Source organism: uncultured Nonlabens sp. (assembly GCF_947495285.1).
In the GTDB taxonomy this organism is placed as follows: Bacteria; Bacteroidota; Bacteroidia; order Flavobacteriales; family Flavobacteriaceae; genus Nonlabens.
Genome location: NZ_CANLXZ010000008.1, coordinates 81,385 through 101,539 on the forward strand (window position 1 = coordinate 81,385; position 20,155 = coordinate 101,539).

14 protein-coding genes are annotated in these 20,155 nt (G+C 36.2%); 7 read left to right on the forward strand and 7 right to left on the reverse strand.

Features of this window, described 5'->3' with window-relative positions:
* Window positions 1-13: 13 nt before the first annotated feature.
* Together Q0838_RS04930 and Q0838_RS04935 are read right to left on the reverse strand one after the other, a co-directional pair.
* A complete protein-coding gene (locus Q0838_RS04930; RefSeq protein WP_298951985.1) occupies window positions 14-175 on the reverse strand; it encodes a hypothetical protein in 162 nt (53 codons plus the stop codon).
* 261 nt (window positions 176-436) lie between these two features.
* A complete protein-coding gene (locus Q0838_RS04935) occupies window positions 437-1,231 on the reverse strand; it encodes a DUF2797 domain-containing protein (RefSeq protein ID WP_298951987.1) in 795 nt (264 codons plus the stop codon).
* A 67-nt stretch (window positions 1,232-1,298) separates the two neighbouring features.
* Between Q0838_RS04935 and Q0838_RS04940 the strand changes: the two genes are divergently transcribed.
* The 3 genes from Q0838_RS04940 (at window position 1,299) to Q0838_RS04950 (ending at window position 5,802) form a co-directional block, all read left to right on the forward strand.
* Entirely contained in the window at window positions 1,299-2,828 is a 1,530-nt protein-coding gene (locus tag Q0838_RS04940) for a GH3 auxin-responsive promoter family protein (RefSeq protein ID WP_298951990.1), read from the forward strand.
* A gap of 86 nt (window positions 2,829-2,914) precedes the next feature.
* Window positions 2,915-3,835 (forward strand): PfkB family carbohydrate kinase, encoded by a 921-nt coding sequence (locus Q0838_RS04945; RefSeq protein WP_298951991.1) that lies wholly within the window; start codon window positions 2,915-2,917, stop codon window positions 3,833-3,835.
* A gap of 68 nt (window positions 3,836-3,903) precedes the next feature.
* On the forward strand, window positions 3,904-5,802 hold the full coding sequence (locus tag Q0838_RS04950; RefSeq protein ID WP_298951993.1) for an amidophosphoribosyltransferase: 1,899 nt from the start codon (window positions 3,904-3,906) through the stop codon (window positions 5,800-5,802).
* Between the two features lie 77 nt (window positions 5,803-5,879).
* Here Q0838_RS04950 and Q0838_RS04955 read toward each other — a convergent pair whose 3' ends face one another.
* A complete protein-coding gene (locus Q0838_RS04955; RefSeq protein WP_298951995.1) occupies window positions 5,880-6,488 on the reverse strand; it encodes a superoxide dismutase in 609 nt (202 codons plus the stop codon).
* A 191-nt stretch (window positions 6,489-6,679) separates the two neighbouring features.
* Here Q0838_RS04955 and Q0838_RS04960 point away from each other — a divergent pair, with 191 nt between their 5' ends.
* From Q0838_RS04960 to Q0838_RS04970, 3 genes are all read left to right on the forward strand, one after another.
* Window positions 6,680-9,829: an exodeoxyribonuclease V subunit beta gene (locus tag Q0838_RS04960; RefSeq protein ID WP_298951997.1), complete on the forward strand. Its 3,150-nt coding sequence runs from the start codon at window positions 6,680-6,682 to the stop codon at window positions 9,827-9,829.
* Window positions 9,830-9,879: 50 nt separating this feature from the next.
* Window positions 9,880-11,073 (forward strand): glycine C-acetyltransferase, encoded by a 1,194-nt coding sequence (kbl, locus tag Q0838_RS04965; RefSeq protein ID WP_298951999.1) that lies wholly within the window; start codon window positions 9,880-9,882, stop codon window positions 11,071-11,073.
* A gap of 115 nt (window positions 11,074-11,188) precedes the next feature.
* Entirely contained in the window at window positions 11,189-12,559 is a 1,371-nt protein-coding gene (locus Q0838_RS04970; RefSeq protein ID WP_298952000.1) for an OmpA family protein, read from the forward strand.
* Window positions 12,560-13,159: 600 nt separating this feature from the next.
* Here Q0838_RS04970 and Q0838_RS04975 read toward each other — a convergent pair.
* Window positions 13,160-14,596, reverse strand: a complete 1,437-nt coding sequence (locus tag Q0838_RS04975; protein ID WP_298952001.1) for a DUF5689 domain-containing protein — start codon at window positions 14,594-14,596, stop codon at window positions 13,160-13,162.
* 33 nt (window positions 14,597-14,629) lie between these two features.
* Complete coding sequence (locus tag Q0838_RS04980) at window positions 14,630-17,473, reverse strand: TonB-dependent receptor (RefSeq protein ID WP_298952002.1); 2,844 nt, start codon at window positions 17,471-17,473, stop codon at window positions 14,630-14,632.
* 135 nt (window positions 17,474-17,608) lie between these two features.
* Between Q0838_RS04980 and Q0838_RS04985 the strand changes: the two genes are divergently transcribed.
* The gene (locus Q0838_RS04985; protein WP_298952003.1) at window positions 17,609-18,673 is read left to right on the forward strand and encodes an endonuclease/exonuclease/phosphatase family protein; all 1,065 of its coding nucleotides are present in this window, start codon (window positions 17,609-17,611) and stop codon (window positions 18,671-18,673) included.
* A 93-nt stretch (window positions 18,674-18,766) separates the two neighbouring features.
* Here the strand turns inward: Q0838_RS04985 and Q0838_RS04990 are convergent, their stop codons facing one another.
* Both Q0838_RS04990 and Q0838_RS04995 read right to left on the reverse strand, forming a co-directional pair.
* Entirely contained in the window at window positions 18,767-19,129 is a 363-nt protein-coding gene (locus Q0838_RS04990; protein WP_104513953.1) for a YraN family protein, read from the reverse strand.
* 2 nt (window positions 19,130-19,131) lie between these two features.
* Complete coding sequence (locus tag Q0838_RS04995; RefSeq protein WP_298952005.1) at window positions 19,132-20,034, reverse strand: LD-carboxypeptidase; 903 nt, start codon at window positions 20,032-20,034, stop codon at window positions 19,132-19,134.
* Window positions 20,035-20,155: the final 121 nt, after the last annotated feature.

The following is a 20,155-nucleotide window of genomic DNA, read 5'->3' on the forward strand; positions in this document are numbered from 1 at the left end:
GCTAGAAAGTTTACTACTGCCCTGCGCAAGCAGCTGCACCCTTTGCAAATGTCTTAATCCATCTTGCGCTACCTGCATTACCTCGCGCAGTCTGACGTGCCAAACGAGCTGTTAATCTTGAACATCTGTCACCACCCATTACACTACTACTTTCATTTAAACTTAACGTTTTCATAAATAATATATTTTGATTAGTTGCTAGACATTTTGTTTAGCTTTCTCTACAAATCAAAAAAAAAAAACGAGGCTCGCAAGTTTGATGTCAATTGATTTTTAATTTTTCTCAAATTGTTCTTTAAGGCTCATCTTTTTTTCTAGGTCTTTGATCATTTTTGCTTCTTATTCAGTTTCTAGTAGGATATTATAGTTTTTCCACAATAGTGGTTTGTAGGGGAGTTTTTTAAAGAGATGTTTGTCCGTAAAATTCCTACTTTCTCTATTCCACCTTAATTTCTAGCACAAGCCCCTCATGACTCCTCAAGTTCATTACTTTACCATCTTCAAAGATTAAGTATTGTCCTTTAATGCCTTTCAGTTTTCCTGCGTACTCGGTAATTTTTGCAAGATTAACACTAGTCACTTTTTCAGGATATTGAAGTACAGGAAAGTTGATTTCCCATTCCTTTTCATTATCGAGAATATAAGGTTGTGCTTCTTGAGGAATGTGCTGGAGTAAGCTTTTGCGAAAGCGTAACAAATCAACATCTTCTATACTATTAGTAAGCATCTTGCGCCAGTTGGTTTTATCGGCTACGTGATCTTTTAGTGCGACTTCTGCAATACCGGCTAGGTAACGGTTAGGTGTTTCAAGAATGGCAACAGCTTCATGTGCACCTTGATCGATCCATCTGGTAGGAACCTGCGTTTTACGAGTTACTCCTACTTTTATATTACTGCTGTTTGCTAGGTAAACGATATGTGGTTTAAGTTGTACTTTTTTCTCATATTCTAGATCTCTATCTTCTTGCTCTAGGTGAGCGCGACTTAATTCTGGACGCATAATCCAGTCGCCAGCTTGTGGTGATGCGGTAAAACAATCGTAACAAAAACCCTGACGCCATATTTTTTTATCCAGACTACAGTTAAGACACTCATTACCTACATGCTTTAAAGAAATGCTTTTATCCAGCAACTGATTCATGTGTACAAAGTTGTCTGGGAATACCAGATAGTATTGAACTGTTTCTTTGAGTTCAGTTTGCATTTTTCTTATAGTGCCAGTAAGGATCATTTTAGTAACTTTAAAAATTATCGAAGTATCTTTGAATCTGTAAAAATAAGATGAACTCTAATTAATAATGGCAAACGCACTAGTCAATTCTGTAGTATCGTGGTTTCTTAAGAAACGTATTCATGATATGGAGCTTTTTATGAAGCATCCACAAGAATTACAAGATAATATATTACAAGATCTTATTTATTATGCCCGACATACAGAGGTCGGTAAAAAGTATGGTTTTGATACTATAAAATCCTATGCAGAGTTTGCAAGCCGCGTCCCAATGTCTGATTATACAGAAATGCAAGATGCCATAACGAGATCGATGAGCGGAGAAGGTAATATCTTCTGGCCTAGTGATATTAAATGGTTTGCAAAGAGTAGTGGTACAACTAGTGCGCGTAGCAAATATATTCCTGTAAGCCAGCAATCACTAGAAGACTGCCATTATGCAGCAACTAAGGATTTATTGTGCATGTACCTCAATAACAATCCAGATTCTAAGATATTCAAAGGAAAAGGATTGCGACTAGGTGGTAGCAATACACTAGATAAAAAGTCGGGAACTGTAGCTGGAGATTTGAGTAGCATTTTAATAGATAACATGCCTTTTTGGGCAGACTATAGTTCTACACCAGGTAATGACGTAGCTCTTATGGCAAATTGGGAAACTAAAATGCCTGCGATCGTAAAAGAAACAATAAAAGAAGATGTAACCAGTCTTGCAGGAGTACCTTCCTGGATGATGGTGTTGCTCAATAATGTTCTAGAGACTACAGGAAAAGATAATATTCTAGAGGTATGGCCACAAATGGAGGTCTTCTTTCATGGTGGTGTGAGTTTTGATCCTTATGTAGAGCAGTTTAAAAAATTATTACCAGCAGGACATATAAAGTATTACGAGACTTATAATGCGAGTGAGGGTTTCTTTGCGATCCAAGATACTAATGATAGTAAGGAACTATTACTTATGCTAGATTATGGAATTTTTTATGAGTTTATCTCCATGAAAACTTATGGAACGCCGCAAGAAAAAGTGATACCTATTAGCGAGGTAGAGTTAGGTGAGAATTATGCTATTATCATCACGACCAATGCTGGTCTGTGGCGCTATAAAATAGGTGACACGGTACGTTTTACTAGTAAAAGCCCTTATCGTATTAAAGTAAGTGGTCGTACTAAACACCATATAAACGTATTCGGTGAAGAGCTTATTATAGAAAATGCCGAAGAAGCACTTAAGAAAACCATTAAGGAAATTCCTTGTGCTATTAAAGATTACAGTGTAGCGCCCATCTTTATGGAAGGTAAAGAAAAAGGAGCGCATGAGTGGATGGTAGAATTTGCAACAGAGCCAGAAAATGTTTCCGCTTTCGCGAAAGCGTTAGACCACAATCTACAACGAGTAAATAGTGATTATGAGGCAAAACGGGCTAATGATATAACTTTAAAACAATTGATCATACACAATGCAAAGCCAGATGTATTTTACAATTGGTTAAAGAAGAAGGATAAGCTAGGCGGTCAACATAAGATACCTAGATTAAGTAATTCTAGAGAGTACATGGATGAGTTGCTCGAGATAGATAGATGTTCTAGAGCCTCATAATTAATCTTTAAAAGAACTATGCTTAAAATCTATAGCGAGCAAGTTATAACTCAAAACGAAACCGTATTTTTGCAAAAAAATTTTACATGAGCAAATTAGTTGTGGTAGGTACAGTAGCATTTGATGCGATTGAAACTCCGTTTGGTAAAACAGATAAGATTTTAGGTGGAGCCGCTACCTTTATAGGACTTAGTGCATCTCACTTTAATACAGAAGTAGGTCTAGTAAGTGTGGTAGGAGGTGATTTTCCTCAAGAATATTTAGACATGCTGACTAACCGCGGCATGAATGTGGAAGGTGTAGAAGTGGTAAAAGAAGGGAAAACTTTTTTCTGGTCAGGAAAATACCACAACGACATGAACACGCGCGATACGTTAGTTACAGAGCTTAATGTATTAGCAGATTTTAATCCAGTTGTGCCAGAATCATTTAAAGATGCTGAGGTTGTGATGTTAGGAAACTTACATCCAGCAGTGCAATTAGGTGTTATAGAGCAGACTCCAGCAGCAAAATTAATCGTCCTAGATACCATGAATTTCTGGATGGACAGTGCACTAGATATGTTGCACGAGGTAATTGCCAAAGTTGATGTAATCACTATTAATGACGAAGAGGCTAGACAACTGTCTGGAGAATATTCTCTAGTTGCTGCAGCAAGAAAGATTCATGCTATGGGGCCTAAGTATGTGGTGATTAAAAAAGGAGAGCATGGAGCTTTATTATTCCATAATGAAGAGATTTTCTTTGCACCAGCATTACCACTAGAAGAAGTTTTTGATCCTACTGGAGCAGGAGATACGTTTGCAGGTGGCTTTTCAGGATTCCTTGCAGCTAGCGGTGACTATAGTTTTGAAAACATGAAACGTGCCATTATCTATGGATCTAACTTTGCATCTTTTGCAGTAGAGAAATTTGGTACAGAGCGCATGCAGACCATTACAAATGAAGAGATCAAAACACGTTTAGAGCAATTCAAGGCGCTCACAAAGTTTGAAATAAAAAGTTAATAATTCTATCAAAAGGCCTCAAGATTTTCTTGGGGCTTTTTTATTTTTATATCCTTATAATCCCCATCATGAGCGATCAATTAAAACACGAGTGTGGTATAGCACTTATCCGTCTTCTTAAACCATTAGAATTTTACAAGGAGAAATATGGTACAGCCTTTTATGGTATAAATAAAATGTATCTAATGATGGAGAAACAGCACAACCGCGGTCAGGATGGTGCTGGATTTGCAAGTGTTAAACTAGATCTAGATCCAGGGCAACGTTATATTTCTAGAGTACGTAGTAATGCTGCGCAACCTATTCAAGATATCTTTGCTCAAATTAACGACCGCATTAATACTGGGCTTATTGAAAATCCAGAACTTAAAGACGACTTTGCTGCCCAGAAAGAACAACTTCCATATATAGGAGAGGTTTTAATGGGGCATGTGCGTTATGGAACTTTTGGAAAAAATAGTATAGAATCGGTACATCCTTTTTTAAGACAGAACAACTGGATGCACCGCAACCTGATTATGGCAGGTAATTTTAATATGACTAACGTCCACAAGCTTTTCAATAAGTTAGTGTCATTAGGACAACATCCTAAAGATATGGCAGACACCGTAACTGTCATGGAAAAAGTAGGTCATTTTCAGGATAGACAAGTAAGTAAGCTATACAAGAAATTTAAATCTAAAGGACTTTCTAAAAGAGAGGCTAGTCCTAAAATAGCAGAAGAACTAGATGTTGCAAAGATCTTGCGTAAAAGTGCAAGAGACTGGGATGGAGGCTATGCCATGGGTGGACTTATGGGGCATGGAGATGCGTTTTTGTTGCGTGATCCTGCAGGAATACGACCAGCTTATTATTTTAAAAATGATGAGGTAGTAGTAGTAGCAAGTGAGCGACCGGTTATACAGACTGCCTTTAATGCACCTTTTGATGAGGTAAAAGAACTGGACCCTGGTAAAGCAATTATTATAAAGAAAAACGGTACGGTTACCCTAGACCAGATTACAGAACCATTAGAACGCAAAGCGTGTTCTTTTGAACGTATATACTTTTCTCGTGGTAGTGATGCAGAGATTTACAAAGAGCGTAAAATGTTAGGAAAATTATTGTTTCCTAAGATTATGGAAAGTATCGATAACGATATTGATAACACCGTTTTTTCATACATCCCTAACACTGCCGAAACTTCATTTTACGGTATGGTAGAAGAAGGTCATGCAGTTCTTAATCAGCAAAAAAGAGATTTCATTATTGCAGGTAATGGACAGTTAACAGCAGAGCAGGTGGAAGAAACGCTGTCGCGAAAGCTGAGAACTGAGAAAATAGCTATTAAAGATGCAAAACTACGTACCTTTATTACAGAAGATTCTTCTCGTGATGATCTTGTAGCTCACGTTTATGATGTGACTTATGGAGTAGTGCAGCCAGAAGATAATCTGGTAATCATAGATGATTCTATCGTAAGAGGAACGACGTTAAAAAAGTCTATCCTTAAAATGATGGATAGATTAAACCCTAAGAAAATAGTAGTAGTTTCTAGTGCGCCACAAATACGTTACCCAGATTGCTATGGTATCGATATGGCACGATTAGAAGGTCTAGTTGCTTTTAGAGCGGCGCTAGCATTACATAAAGATCGTGGTACTTATCATGTTATAGAAGATATTTATAATAAATGTAAATTACAAACAGAGTTAGAAGATGTAGATGTAGTAAATCACGTAGTAGATTTATATGCACCATTTGAAGACCAGGAGATCTCTGATAAAATAGGAGAGTTGCTATCTGACGAAGACATCAATGCAGAGGTGAAGGTGATTTATCAAACGGTAGAAAATCTTCATAAGGCCTGCCCTAAAAATTTAGGAGACTGGTATTTTACAGGTGACTACCCAACTGTAGGCGGTAATCGTGTAGTAAACCGCGCATATATCAATTTCTTTGAAGGAAATGATGAGCGTGCTTATTAAGAGCTAGTATTTATGGCATAAAAAAATCCCCAAATCAACTCGTTGATTTGGGGATTTTAAATTTTAGCTAGTTAGGATTACTTCCCTTCAGCATATTTTTTAGATACTTCTTCCCAGTTAATTACATTAAAGAAAGCTTCAACATAATCAGGGCGTCTGTTTTGATAGTTTAAGTAGTATGCATGCTCCCATACATCAAGACCTAAAACAGGAGTACCACCACAGCCTACACCAGGCATTAATGGGTTATCTTGATTAGGAGTACCGCATACATCTAGTTTTCCATCTTTGTGAACACATAACCATGCCCATCCAGAACCGAATTGTCCTTTTGCAGCAGCGCTAAATTTATCTTTGAAAGATTCAAAAGAACCAAAAGAAGCATTGATAGCATCTGCTAGGTCGCCAGTAGGAAGACCACCACCATTAGGAGTCATTACTTCCCAGAATAATCTATGGTTATAAAAACCACCACCATTATTTCTTACTGCCTTATTTTCTAAGTCTAAGTTTAAAAGGATGTTCTCGATAGTTTTACCTTCTAGATCAGTACCTTCTACAGCGTTGTTTAATTTAGTTGTGTATCCTTGGTGGTGCTTACCATGGTGTATTTCCATAGTTTTTGCATCGATATGTGGTTCTAGTGCGTCTGTTGCGTAATTTAATTTTGGTAATTCAAAAGCCATTTTATATAGTTTTTATTGTGTTAATTCTCGAGCTCTAAAATTAAGTACTTAAAAGTTACTGTTAAAATAATCTGCGTTATATTATACTTAAAGTGTTCAACCTTAAAATGATGAGTAAAATAGTTAAAAGAATAAAGACTTCTTTTAATATTAATTTAAATTGATCCTGTTTTCTATGCTTATATTTGACTATGTCTCAATCATCTACTACCTTTTATAGCGCCAGCGCAGGTTCTGGTAAAACCTTTACACTAGCTAAGGATTACCTCACACTGCTATTTAAAAATCCATATTCAAATGGGTATCGTCGCATACTCGCTGTTACTTTTACAAATAAAGCAGTAGGCGAGATGAAAGAACGTATTCTCGATTACCTACATAAATTTACTCTAGAAGAATTAGAACACAGTGTTGCTGGTATCGCTAGTCATATAATGGACCAGACAGCTCTAGATAAGGAGCAGTTTAAAAAGAAAGCGCGTGCTATTTTTAATCAATTGCTTCACGATTACTCTGCTTTTGATATCGTGACTATAGATTCTTTTAACCATCGTATTTTAAGAACCTTTGCAAAGGATATAGACCTGCCAGATAATTTTGAGGTAGAATTAGATAGCAATAGACTTATATCAAAAGCCATTCATAACCTTATTGCGCGTGCAGGAAAAGATAATAAGCTTACACAGCTTCTGGTAGATTTTTCTCTTTTGAAGATAGAAGAAGGTAAAAGTTGGGATGTAGAGTATGATCTTTTAGATATCGCAAAATTAATTCTTAATGAAAATCATTACACTTATTTAAAGCAATTAAAGGGGAAAGAGGTAGAAGATTTTTTACGTTTTCGCACAAGTTTATATAAGAAAATCAACCTATCTCAAAAACACTTAACTGATAAAGCAAAAACTCTTGTTGCACTGTCAGAAAGCCTACATATTACTCCCAAAGATTTTAAAGGTGGTTCTAGAAGTATTTTTAATGTAGTTGTTAAAGTGTCTCAAGAAGATTTTACGGTAAAACTAGACGCAGCCTCTATAAGAGATTTAATAGCAGGTGACCTGTATCCTAAAAATAAGGCACAAGAAATTAAAGACGCTATCGATACCATGGCGAGAGACCTTAAAGAATTTGCAGAGTCGTATAAAGAAAACATGGGTACTGTGCTTTTTTATAAAAACATAGCGAGCACTCTCACACCATTATCCTTACTTAATGAGTTGCTCCATGAAATCGATAAAATTAAGGAAACAGAACAAATTGTACCTATTTATGAATTTAATGCACTTCTTGCAGAGCAGATAAAAGACCAGCCAGCACCATTTATTTACGAAAGACTAGGTGAGCGCTACCGTCATTATTTTATAGACGAGTTTCAAGACACCAGCCGCATGCAGTGGGAAAATCTCTCGCCACTCATAGAAAATGAGTTGCAGCAAGAACGAGAAAATGAAGAAAGAGGTAGTCTCATGCTCGTGGGAGATGCAAAACAGTCCATCTACAGATTCCGTGGTGGAGATGCAGATCAGTTTTTACGACTACTCGCTACACCAGACCTTTTTATGTTGCCTAAAAAAGACGAGACCTTAGAGTTTAACTGGCGCAGCTTTGATGAGGTAATTAAATTCAATAATGAATTCTTTGACACTTATGGAGATCACTTAATTAGCGACGTCTATCAGACTTTGTACAAAGAGTATTTAGAACAAAAAACTAGGGCAAAAGAAGGAGGTTACATACAAATAGATTTTATAGATAAAGATTTTGAAGCGCCTTATGAGAATGAAGACGACTTTAAAACACCGTACCCATATCACGTGCATCAACAGATTTTAAAAGCCTATAATAATGGCTTTTCCTTAGGCGAGATATGTGTTTTAGTTCGCGCAAATAAAGAAGGTCATGAGATTGCAAAATATCTCGTGTCTCAAGAAATGCGTGTGGTTTCTGGAGATAGTCTGCTAGTTTTTGCGTCTCATAAAGTCCAGTTGTTAGTTTCATTAATGAAAATGATCCAGGTTCCAGACCAGCAACAGCCACGTTTCGAGTTCTTAATAGCTTATACGAGAGTCTTTCATATGGAAGATATACATTCTTTTGTGACGGCACATTTACAGGAGAGCCTGCTGGATCTAGGAAAAAAGTTAGTAGGTGTAGAAGAAGATGATTTAGGTTCCGCTTTCGCGAAAGCGGCATTATTTCAGGCAACAGAACACGTAGCAGATTCTTTAGGATTATTTAAAGAACAGGATACCAGACTACAGGCTTTTATGGAATTCTTATTTGAATACTCCACAGGTTATGAAGTCTCACTTTCTGGTTTTATGGAGCACTGGGAATTGAAAAAAGAAAAATTAAGCGTACCAGCTGCTGCAGATTCTGATGCGGTGCAAATAATGACTATCCATAAATCTAAGGGACTAGAGTTTCCTGTTGTGATAGTGCCACATTGCGATAAGAAACTAGATGATGCTAGAAATCCGGCCGGTTGGGTTACAGTAGATGAGAAGGAATATGATGGTTTTGATCACGTTTATATCAATCTAAAAAAAGAGAATGAATTTTATCCTGGCAAGGCGCCACAAGTTTATCAGAATAATCTTGCCAAAGCACAGATGGATCAAATAAATACACTCTACGTTGCATTTACAAGAGCTAGAGAGCAGTTGTTTATAAGTGGTATAGATAGTAAAACGACTAATTATTCTTCTTTATTAAAAGATTTTGTCGATAGAAAGGGACTTATTTTAAATATCGAAGAAGGTTTTCAAAGCGCTCAAATAGGAGAGGTGCACCGCAGGTCAGTAAAGGTAAAACCAGAAGAGAGCGAGATGCTCGAAGAGTATAAGGTAAACCTAGACACAGATAGGTTGAGTATTTCTACTAGAAAAGGACTGCTGTGGGCTAGCGGTGTTAGTGATGCGATCCAAAAGGGTAATGTGCTACACGAGTATCTTTCACAAGTTGTTGTGGTTAACGATTTAATGAAAGTAAAGAATAAAATAGATCGTGATTTTTCTTTATCAAAAAAGGAACAAAAAGAGATGAATGTGATGATTACAAGTGTAATACATCATCCAGAACTCGTCTCTTATTATAAAGAAGGGTTAGAGGTGCGCAATGAGCAGCCTATTTTGCTTCCTACTGGTGCGCGATTAATACCAGATAGATTAGTTATTAAAAAGGAAGGGGTTGTAATCATGGATTATAAAACAGGAGCAGTTATGGATGATCACAGATCTCAACTTAATAAGTATGAGGCTGTATTAATCTCTATGAATATGGAGGTTTTAGAAAAAATACTGGTCTATACAGATTCTCTAGAAATAGTGAAATGGCAAGGGTAAGCCTTAATAGTCTTATTACCTTTGTAAAACTTAAAAACAAATAAATCAATATGTACGGATCAATTAAGGAACACCTACAGGAAGAGCTGGCTCAAATTAAGGAAGCTGGACTATATAAAAAAGAAAGAATAATTACATCACCACAAGACGCTGTTATTACATTAAATGATGGAGATGAGGTGATTAATTTTTGCGCTAATAATTACTTAGGACTTTCTTCCCATCCAGAAGTGATACAGGCTGCAAAAGATACTTTGGATTCCCATGGCTTTGGTATGAGTTCTGTCAGGTTTATTTGTGGGACTCAAGACATTCATAAAGAGTTAGAACAAAAACTTGCTGACTTTTACGGTTGCGAGGATACTATTTTATATGCTGCTTGTTTTGATGCTAATGGTGGTGTTTTTGAACCATTACTTACTAAGGAAGATGCCATTATTTCAGATTCTTTAAATCATGCGTCCATTATAGATGGTGTGCGTTTATGTAAGGCTGGTCGGTATCGTTATGCTACAGGTAACATGGCAGACCTAGAAAAACAACTGCAACAAGCAACTGTAGATGGTGCTAGGTTTAAACTAATTGTTACAGATGGTGTATTCTCTATGGATGGTTTATTAGCACCTCTAGACGAGATTTGTGATCTAGCAGATAAGTATGATGCTCTAGTTATGGTGGATGAGTGTCACGCCGCAGGTTTCTTAGGAGATACTGGTCGTGGTACTCTAGAAGCAAAAGGTGTTTTAGGTAGAGTAGATATTATTACTGGAACTCTAGGAAAAGCATTAGGTGGAGCTATGGGCGGTTATACTTGTGCAAATAAAGAGGTGATTGAAATATTAAGACAGCGTTCTAGACCGTATCTTTTTAGTAATTCTCTTGCGCCTTCTATAGTAGGGGCATCATTAAAAGCACTAGAATTAATAGATAGAAGTACAGAGCTTATCGATAAAGTGCAATCCAACACGGCGTTTTTCAAAAAAGGAATGCAAGACTTAGGATTTGACATCGTGGATGGTGATAGTGCCATAGTACCAGTAATGTTATACGATGCAAAGTTGTCTCAACAAATGGCAGATATGCTTTTAGAAGAAGGTATCTATGTAATAGGGTTCTTTTATCCAGTGGTTCCTAAAGAAAAAGCAAGAATTAGAGTACAGTTAAGTGCTGCACATGAGCAAATTCACATAGAAAAGGCTATCTCAGCATTTGAAAAAGTAGGAAAAAAGCTAGGTGTTATCTAAAATTAATAAGTTAAAAGCAACAAAAACTGCATTTTTAGACAAATTTATTAGTTTATGTCTTGTTAAAGAGATGGAACGGTTTAATTTTGCATTGTTGATTAATAAAAACCCCAACATGAAAAATATTTACAAATTATTAGTTGCTGGTGCAATTTTACTTTCTGCCAGCATGAGTTACGCGCAAGATGAAAGCAATCGCTGGAGTATCGCAGTAGGAATTAATGCAATCGACCTTTATCCTGTAGGAGAAAAAGATGCTGGATTAGGTGATTACTTTGATGAATTCTTTAATCTAGACCACTACAACTTACTTACTGCACCTAGCCGTGTGGAAGTAGGATACTACGTAGGTGATGGCATCGTTGCAACTGGTGCGTTTTCTGTGAATTCAATAGATACTGTTGGAGATAGCTCCATTGATAACCTTTCTTACTATTCTTTAGATGGAGGATTGAGATATAATCTTGCAGAATTATGGAACGGTGGTGAAGTTTTTAACCCTTATTTAGGTGTTGGTGGTTCTTACCAGTGGTTAGATGATCAAGGTTTTGGTACTTTTAATGGTGCTTTTGGTTTTGACGTGAAGATAATCGATAACGTTTATGCAAATGTTCAAACTTCTTACAAGCATGCCTTTGAAGATAATTTTCCTAAGCACTGGCAACATGTAGCTGGTGTTAAGTTTACTTGGGGCGCAGTAGATACTGATGGTGATGGTATTGTTGATTCTAAAGATGCATGTCCTACAGTAGCTGGATTAGAAAAATTTATGGGTTGTCCAGATTCTGATAATGACGGTATTGAAGATTCTAAAGATGGCTGTCCTAACGATTTCGGTCCTGCTGAAACTAACGGTTGCCCAGATAGAGATGGTGACAAGGTTCTTGATAAAGATGATAAATGTCCTGATACTCCTGGTGTTGTAGCTCTTATGGGTTGTCCAGATGCAGATGGTGATGGTGTTGCTGATGCTGATGATAAGTGTCCTAATGAAGCTGGTCCTGTTGCAAGACAAGGTTGTCCTATTAAAGATAGAGATAATGATGGTGTTGAAGATGCTATGGATAAATGTCCAGATGTGAAGGGTATTGCAGAATTAAATGGTTGTCCTAGACCAGTTGTACCTACTAAAGAAGTACAAGCACAGTTAAATGAGTATGCTAAAACAATCTTATTTGATACAGCCAAAGCTTCTATAAAGGCACAGTCTGCATCAACGTTAGCTGATATTACTGCGATCTTAAAAAAATATCCACAAGCTAAGTTTACAATTGAAGGTCATACTGATAGTTCAGGTAGTGCTAAATACAACGAAAGACTTTCTGATGATCGTGCACTTTCTGTAAAAGATTACTTAGTAAAGAATGGAATTGATGAATTCCGTTTAAGCTCTAAAGGATATGGAGAGGCTAAGCCTGTAGCTAGCAATAGTACTAAAGCTGGTAGAACTCAAAACAGACGTGTAGAGATTAACTTAGTAAAATAAGTTATCACTAACATTTAATGATAATAGAAAGCCACTCTGAAAAGAGTGGCTTTTTTTGTGCTTTAAACTCATAGTTCCCTTAAAGACTAGATCTTGTTTAAACCTATTTCTACCTCTATTTTAATGCGGTAACTAAATCTCAATACCCTTCTTTTATTATTGTAAGGAGACTGTATTATTCCAAAAACATTGTTGTTTTAATGAAAGTTGATAGAGGTTTATGTGCGACTCATCTTTTTAAGTATTATAAGTGTAAGAAGAAGGCTGTTCTAATTTATGTAAAGTAAATATGTAAGCGATGATGTCCTATCAACTTGATGTTGTTTTATAAATAATGCTGGTATGATTGTCTGTTGTATAAACCTAATAAGTTTACTTCCAGTAGTTGTTTCCCTTGCTCTTTTGAACCTTAAACAAGCTTTCTCAATCAACTTAGTGTTGTTTTAATAACTATATTAAGTAGATGGTACTTATGTATGCTATAAAGCTTTAAATTAACTGCATGAAAAAGCCCCTAGAATCAATTGATGCTAGGGGCTTTTTAAAATTGCGCTTTCGCGAAAGCTACATAAATAGAACTCTTATCGTTTAATTTATAATTTAGTTACCAGTAACTGATATATTATCGATGTGGTAACGTGTAGTAGTTCCTTGTGGGTCTGATGCGGTGTATTTGAATGCAATACGTACATCTGTTCCGTCTACACAGGATATGTTGATGGCAGGTACATTAGAAAAGCTGGATGCAAATCCATTTGCGGGACCAACTGGGATGGCAGCATCTAATTGTGTCCATGTAGTTGTGTTCACATCACCAGTAAAGTTGTTGCTTATGAATACTTCTAACAAGCCGCCTTGATCAAAGTTAGATTGTACAGCAAATTCTAAAGCTTCGTCTGTTGTAGTGTTTAAATCCATTCCTGGAAGTACTAACCATGCAATCATTGGGTCATCTGACTGTCCGAATGCGTTTACACTTAAATAACTGTTGTTGCTGAAGCTTCCAAATTCATAACGCTCAGAACCACCTGAAACATTTTCATTAACAAAGCCTTGCGCATCTAGATCGCTTTGATTAGTTACAGTAGTATCAAAGTCAACGTCAAAGATAACAGTAGATCCACCTGTACCTGGTGTGGTACATTCTAAGAAACTAGGGTCACATCTATTAGAATCAGTCAATACAATGTTATCTGGAGTGTTTACAGATAGTGTATAGTTCTCACCAAAGAAATCTGTTGCAACTACTGCATTTATGAAACCACGACCATCAGGAATATTAAGCGATTTAAAATCTGCAAAGGTAGAAGTCTGGAACAAACCAGTTGCATTAGAAGAACAGCTTACTAGAGTTCTATCACCGTCAAAAGTGTCAGAAACTTCTCCTGCAAAAGTTAAATCTAATTGTCTACGGTCGAATTGTACATCGTTAAATTTTACAGCAGTATAGATATTTGCTGCAGTTAGGTCTGTAAACTCTAGTTCATTGTAAACTATGGTAGCAACTTCAGCATCGCGAACAAGGACGTTTTCTTCTTGAAAACCACCTATCTGTTCTGCTCTACCTACTGTAGATCCTTTACCTATGGTCATCCCTAAAAGACTGCTGTTTTGTATGTTGCCAAAGTTATCAAATTCAGGTTCTGTGTTTGTAGTAACAGAGAGGCCAGCAAGTTTAATAAACACTTTTCTACCTACATTATATTTAGTGAATAAAGGACTTGCGTCTATACTTATACGAGCGCCTCTAGTTGGGTTTTCAGGACTATCCTGTACTAGTAATTCTTCAAAGAAGTTGCCACCTTCATCACTAGATACTACATATCCTACTGTATAAGCGTCAGAGGCAGAATCAAAAGTTGTGATGTAATCATCCTGTACCATCCTGCTATAAAGAGCATTAAGAGTGATAATACTTCCTTCTATTTGTACATCTTGTGGGGTAGTTTCTGGAATACTGAAGTCGTCATCCTCAACACAAGAAAATGTAATTACCGATAGCACAGCAATTGCAAAAAGTTTATTGAAATTTCTCATATTCTTATTATTAAATAAATTCATCATTGCTTATTAAAATCTTAAATATACGTTTAGGTAATAGGTTGTTCCGTTACCAAAGAAGTAACGTGGTGCAAATACTTCTTGAGGGTTGTTTTGATCTTCTTGTACTGATCTAAAGTTAGAATTACGAGATTGTTCAAAACCGCCAGTTTTGTATTCCTGATTAAATACGTTGTTGATAGTAGCAAAGAAGCCTACATACTTACCATCAATTCTCCATGATTTACCACCTATTACATTCCATAACATGTAGTTATCAAATTGTTCTTGTTTTAATAAATCATTTGCAACAGCGCTATCAAAATCATTAAATTCTTGTCCGTCGTAATCTAATCTAAAATTAGCAGATCTTCTTAAGTTACTAATGTCAGAATAACCGTTTGCAAAATAGTTAGCTGTTACACCTACGTTCCAATAGTCTGGATCTCTGTATTCAAAACCTACTTGTAAAGCAGTTTCTGGTCCACCAGCAACGTGGTAATCTTTTAAACTAGTTGTACCGTCACCAAATGTAAGTTGACCATCAAAATCGTCACTTGTAAGATATAGATTTGGGTTATTAGTGTAAACGTTTTGCCCTACCGCAGCTGCACCTTTAAGTTTAATAGTTGGTGTTACTTGTACTTCTAGACCTAATTCCATACCAGCATTACGTCTCTCTACGTTAGTTAATACTTCTTGTACAAATGCACTGCCATCATCAAGTGGAAGTCCTGTAATATCTTCTGTAAAATAGAAACCTAAGTCAGTTCCATTAGTAAACTGTGTGTAATAACCAGTTAGTCTCGCTTTTACCACAGGAGTAGTGTATACATAACTAATATCACCACTGTAAGATCTTTGAGATTCTAACCCTACTACAGTTTCATTATTTTGTCTTGCATTACTGAAAGAGTTTCTGATAGTCGGCGCCTGGGTTATATATGCTGCATTTGCAGTAATAAATTTCTGTCCAGAAATTTTATAAGTTACACCACCTTTAAAGCCATAATCTGTAAAGTCTAATTCTTCACTTTCACCAAAAGAAAGATTTCCTAGGTAGTTACCATTTTCAAATTTCCCATCTCTTTGGTACGTAGTTCTAGAAACATTACCAGCTACAAAGAAGTCTACGTTTTTAGTCTTGAATTGTGTTTGAGCAAATGCGGCAACAACTTCTGCGTTGATATCGTAGTTGTATTTATAGCGATCACCTTCTCGTACTATTCTATTAGGAGTACGTACATTAGATTGTGCAGCTTGATCTAAATTAATATCATTTGTTTCTTCTGCAAAGAAGTCTACATCTAAGAAACCTGTACCTCCTAAAAGGTCATTAATTTGAGCATAGTTTTGACTGTTTAATCCTCTATATCTAACACCACCGTTAAAAAGGATGTTGTCAGTAATATCTGCTGTTAAAATAGTATTTACAGATAATTGTTTATCATCGATACGGTCTTCTTGAATAGCATAAATTGAATTACCACCGTTTTCTCTTACGATACGGTTACCTTCATAAAGCGCATCCCAGTTTAACTGTCCGTCATTTATAAAAGCTTGTTGTGCTTCATATGCATATTGAAAATCGATAGCGTCTTGTCCATTTCTTAAGAAAAAACTAGGTAAGTTTTGATAATAATCAGGATTTGGGTTTCTAGCTCCACCTATGTAAGAGCTTTGACCATCAGTTTCTACGAGTCTAGTACCACCGTTATCAATACGAGTGTTTCCTATTTTACCTAGTTGATACCCTAGGTTAGTGTTTAATTTCACTTTATCATTGATCGTCCAGTAGTGATTCAGCATAAAAATAGGTTCTTCTATCTTTCTTATTCTACTGTTGCGTTGTACATTGTTTTGTAAGCCCCAGAATGGGTTGTACTTGATTCCTTTTAAATCTCTTATTTCTTGAGTGACAGCAGTACGGCGTCCGCTTCTATTAGGTGTATATAATCCCGTAAAGTTGATAGAGTGTGCATCATTGATCTTTTTTTCTACAGAGAGACCTAAAGAGTTTGCGTCATATAAAGTACCGTCCGTAAAACCTTCTTCACCAGCTCTTCTTGAAGCGGTAATAGCATATGACCAGCCGTTATTAAGAAGACCAGAACGATGAGAGACCATAAAACGACCTCTATAACTTCTGTTAGAACTCGCATAAGATATCTGACTACCAGCTCTTTGTTGAGAAGCTCTCATATCTATATTCTGTACACCTGCATACCCTCCAAAACTTTGGTCTGCAGCAGTTAATCCCATTGTAAACGTTTGATTACGTTGTAAATCATTAACTCCACCCCAGTTACTCCATTGTGGTCTACCAGAAAATTGTTTATTCATCTCGATACCGTTTATAAGTACCTTACCATCTTCACTATTTAAACCTCTAGGTCTAAAGAATGTAGCGCTGAAATCAAAAGCAGCTGCTCTTAAAAATTGATCTCTTGAAGCTTGAAGCAATCCAGAAACATTGTTTGCTGCATTCTCATCATCTGCAAGATCATTTTCTGTTAAAGAAATAATACCTTGAGATTGGGTAATGTCAGAGTTGTCTCTTTCTAAATAAAGTGGGTCTATATCCACTACACTGGCCAGGTCTATCACTATTGGGATAGTCTTAGGGTAGTAATTATTTATACTTACAACTATTTTTTGATCTCCTACAGGAATAGCCCCTTTTACCGTAAAATATCCATTTGCATCAGTTGCAGCTTTGAAATTTGTTCCTTGTACAGAAATAATCACACCAGGAATAGGTTCTTCAGTAGTGTCACTTATCACACGACCTTTTAACAGCTCTTGTGCTATACCTAGGCTAGATACGAGCATAAAAACACCCAGGAAAAACTTCTTAAAATGTTGATTTGTCATTTATTAATATTAATTATACGTTATGAAATGCGGGCAAAATTACAATTTTATAATCAGTTGCGTACCTTTGGCTCATAGTTTGTAATGAAGTTTACAATAACATAACTTAACATATCTTAACATATCTTTAATAAAATGTTTAAAAAACTAATATTGAGTGCTTTGTGTGTTTTTGCTTTTGCAGAAGCTGTAACAGCACAAAACACTGTAAAAGCAAAAAAATATAAAGTGAGAACGGTTGCGTTCTATAACTTAGAGAATTTATTTGACACAGAAGATGACATAACGATTAATGATGAGGCTAGTCCGATCATGGAAATGGCCGAAGGTGTAAGAGCAGAGGTCTACAAGAAAAAGCTTACTTCTATGGCGCGTGTAATTCGTAAGATAGGTGCTGAAAAATCACAATCTGCTCCATCTATATTAGGTGTTTGTGAGGTAGAAAATAGAAAAGTTTTAGAAGACTTAGTAAATCATCCATTGCTTATAGAATTTGATTATGGAATTGAGCATTACGACTCTCCAGACCGTCGTGGTATTGATACAGGATTGCTTTATAAAAAGAGTGATTTTAGAGTGTTAAATAGTCAGAGCAATGAGCTAGTTATTTATGATAAAAATTCTGGAAAACGCAGGTATACACGTGACCAGTTAGTCGTTACAGGAGAGTTAGATGGTGATAAAATGAGTATTATCGTTAATCACTGGCCATCACGTAGTGGAGGAGAGCAAAAAAGTCGTGCGTCTCGTGTGGCAGCAGCAGCTTTAAATCAAAAAGCAATAGACTCTTTACATAGTATAGACGCGATGTCTAAGGTTTTTGTAATGGGAGATTTAAACGACGATCCTACTAATAAGAGCGTGTTAGTTACTCTTAATGCACAAAAAGATAGAGAAGACGTAAAACCACAAATGATATATAATCCATATATACAGATGTTAAAAGATGGTTTTAACACCCTAGCATATCGTGATTCTGGAAATATTTTTGACCAGATTATGTTTACTTATCCATTGCTTAATGAAGCAAATCAAAGTGGTTACCGTTATTACCAGGCTAATATCTATAACCCAATTTTTATGACTAATAAAACAGGTAGGTATAAAGGATACCCTATGCGTAGTTTTTCTGACGGTGCATTTACAGGCGGCTTCAGTGATCACTTTCCGGTATTTGTTTATATAGTAAAAGAAATCTAGGACAGCGGTAAAGCGTCATAAAAATAGTAATATATCGATACTCCGGTATTATGATATTTAAAAAAAGCGCCTCAATAGAGGTGCTTTTTTTGCTTAAAAATGATAAAAAGCATCTTCTATATGCTCCAGTTTTGTGCCGGCTTTATTTTTAATAATGGCGACTATATCAAAACGTACCTCTACATCCTCATCTACAAGGTTTTCCACAAAATGATTTGCCGTAGCGACCAGTCTTTGAATTTGTCCAGGTTTTAAAAAATCTTGTGGATCGCCAAAGTCAGGAGTAGACCTCGTCTTAACCTCTACCACAACTATTACATCTTTTTTGCGAGCTATAATATCGATCTCACCCTTTAAATAGGTGTAGTTTCTTACCAGAATATCATATCCGTTTTTAATTAAATGTGTGGCAGCAAGTTCTTCACCTTCATTACCTAATTCATTATGCTCTGCCATGATTATTGATTAAAGTTAATAGACTCTGGTGTTATACTTATAGTTATTTCTCTGCCTAAAATTAAAGAGCGATTATCTTTAATATGTCCCGCAGGAAAATTAAAAATAACTGGAAATTCATAACTCTCTGTAAGGGATAGAATAATCTCTTGGGCATTTTTGCCAAAAGGGATTTCATGATCATTCATATCTGTCATGCCGCCTACTAGTAATGCTTTTATGTTTTTAAGTTTGCCCGCTCTTTTTAAGGAGTACATCATACGTTCTATATGGTAAAGGTATTCATCTATATCCTCGATAAATAAAATATGACCGTCCGTTTTTGGAAAGGTGTCACTGCCTAACATACTGTATAAAATGGAAAGATTTCCACCGGTGACAGGGGCTTTTATCACCTGACTAGATAAGTGAAATGAATTTTTGATGGTTATAGTTTGGCTTTGGCCGAAGAGAGCTTTCCTTAAGCTTTCTATACTAGAAACTGGTTTTTTAGATAGTTCTAGCGGCATGAAACTATGTAAACTAGCATAACCTTGAGACTGTAATTTACCATGAAGCAATGTTACGTCAGAGTAGCCTATGATGATGGTAGATTTTACTTTAGTAAAGTCAGAGAAGTCAATCGCATCTATTAACTGTACCGTTCCATAACCACCACGTGCTATCCATACGGCATCTACATCGGTATTGTTTATGCTTTTTTGTAAATCGGTTAGGCGCTCTTCTTTTGTACCGCCTAATTGGTGTTCTGTTTTTCCTATCGTATTTCCATAACTTACCCTAAGTCCCCATGATTCTAATAGGTCTTTTGCAGGTGTTAGTTGGCTTTTTTCGGCACTTCTAGCGGTGCATAAAATCCTTATGTGGTCGCCTTCTTTAAGTTGGGGAATAGAGTGGTAGTTCAATTTTTCAAGAGATTTGGTTTAAAAATACGGCAATCGATTAAATATGTTTGCGGTTTGTTGGAATTCCGCTTTCGCGAAAGCGAGATAAACTCCCATTTATAGAATACTAAAAGCCTCTTTA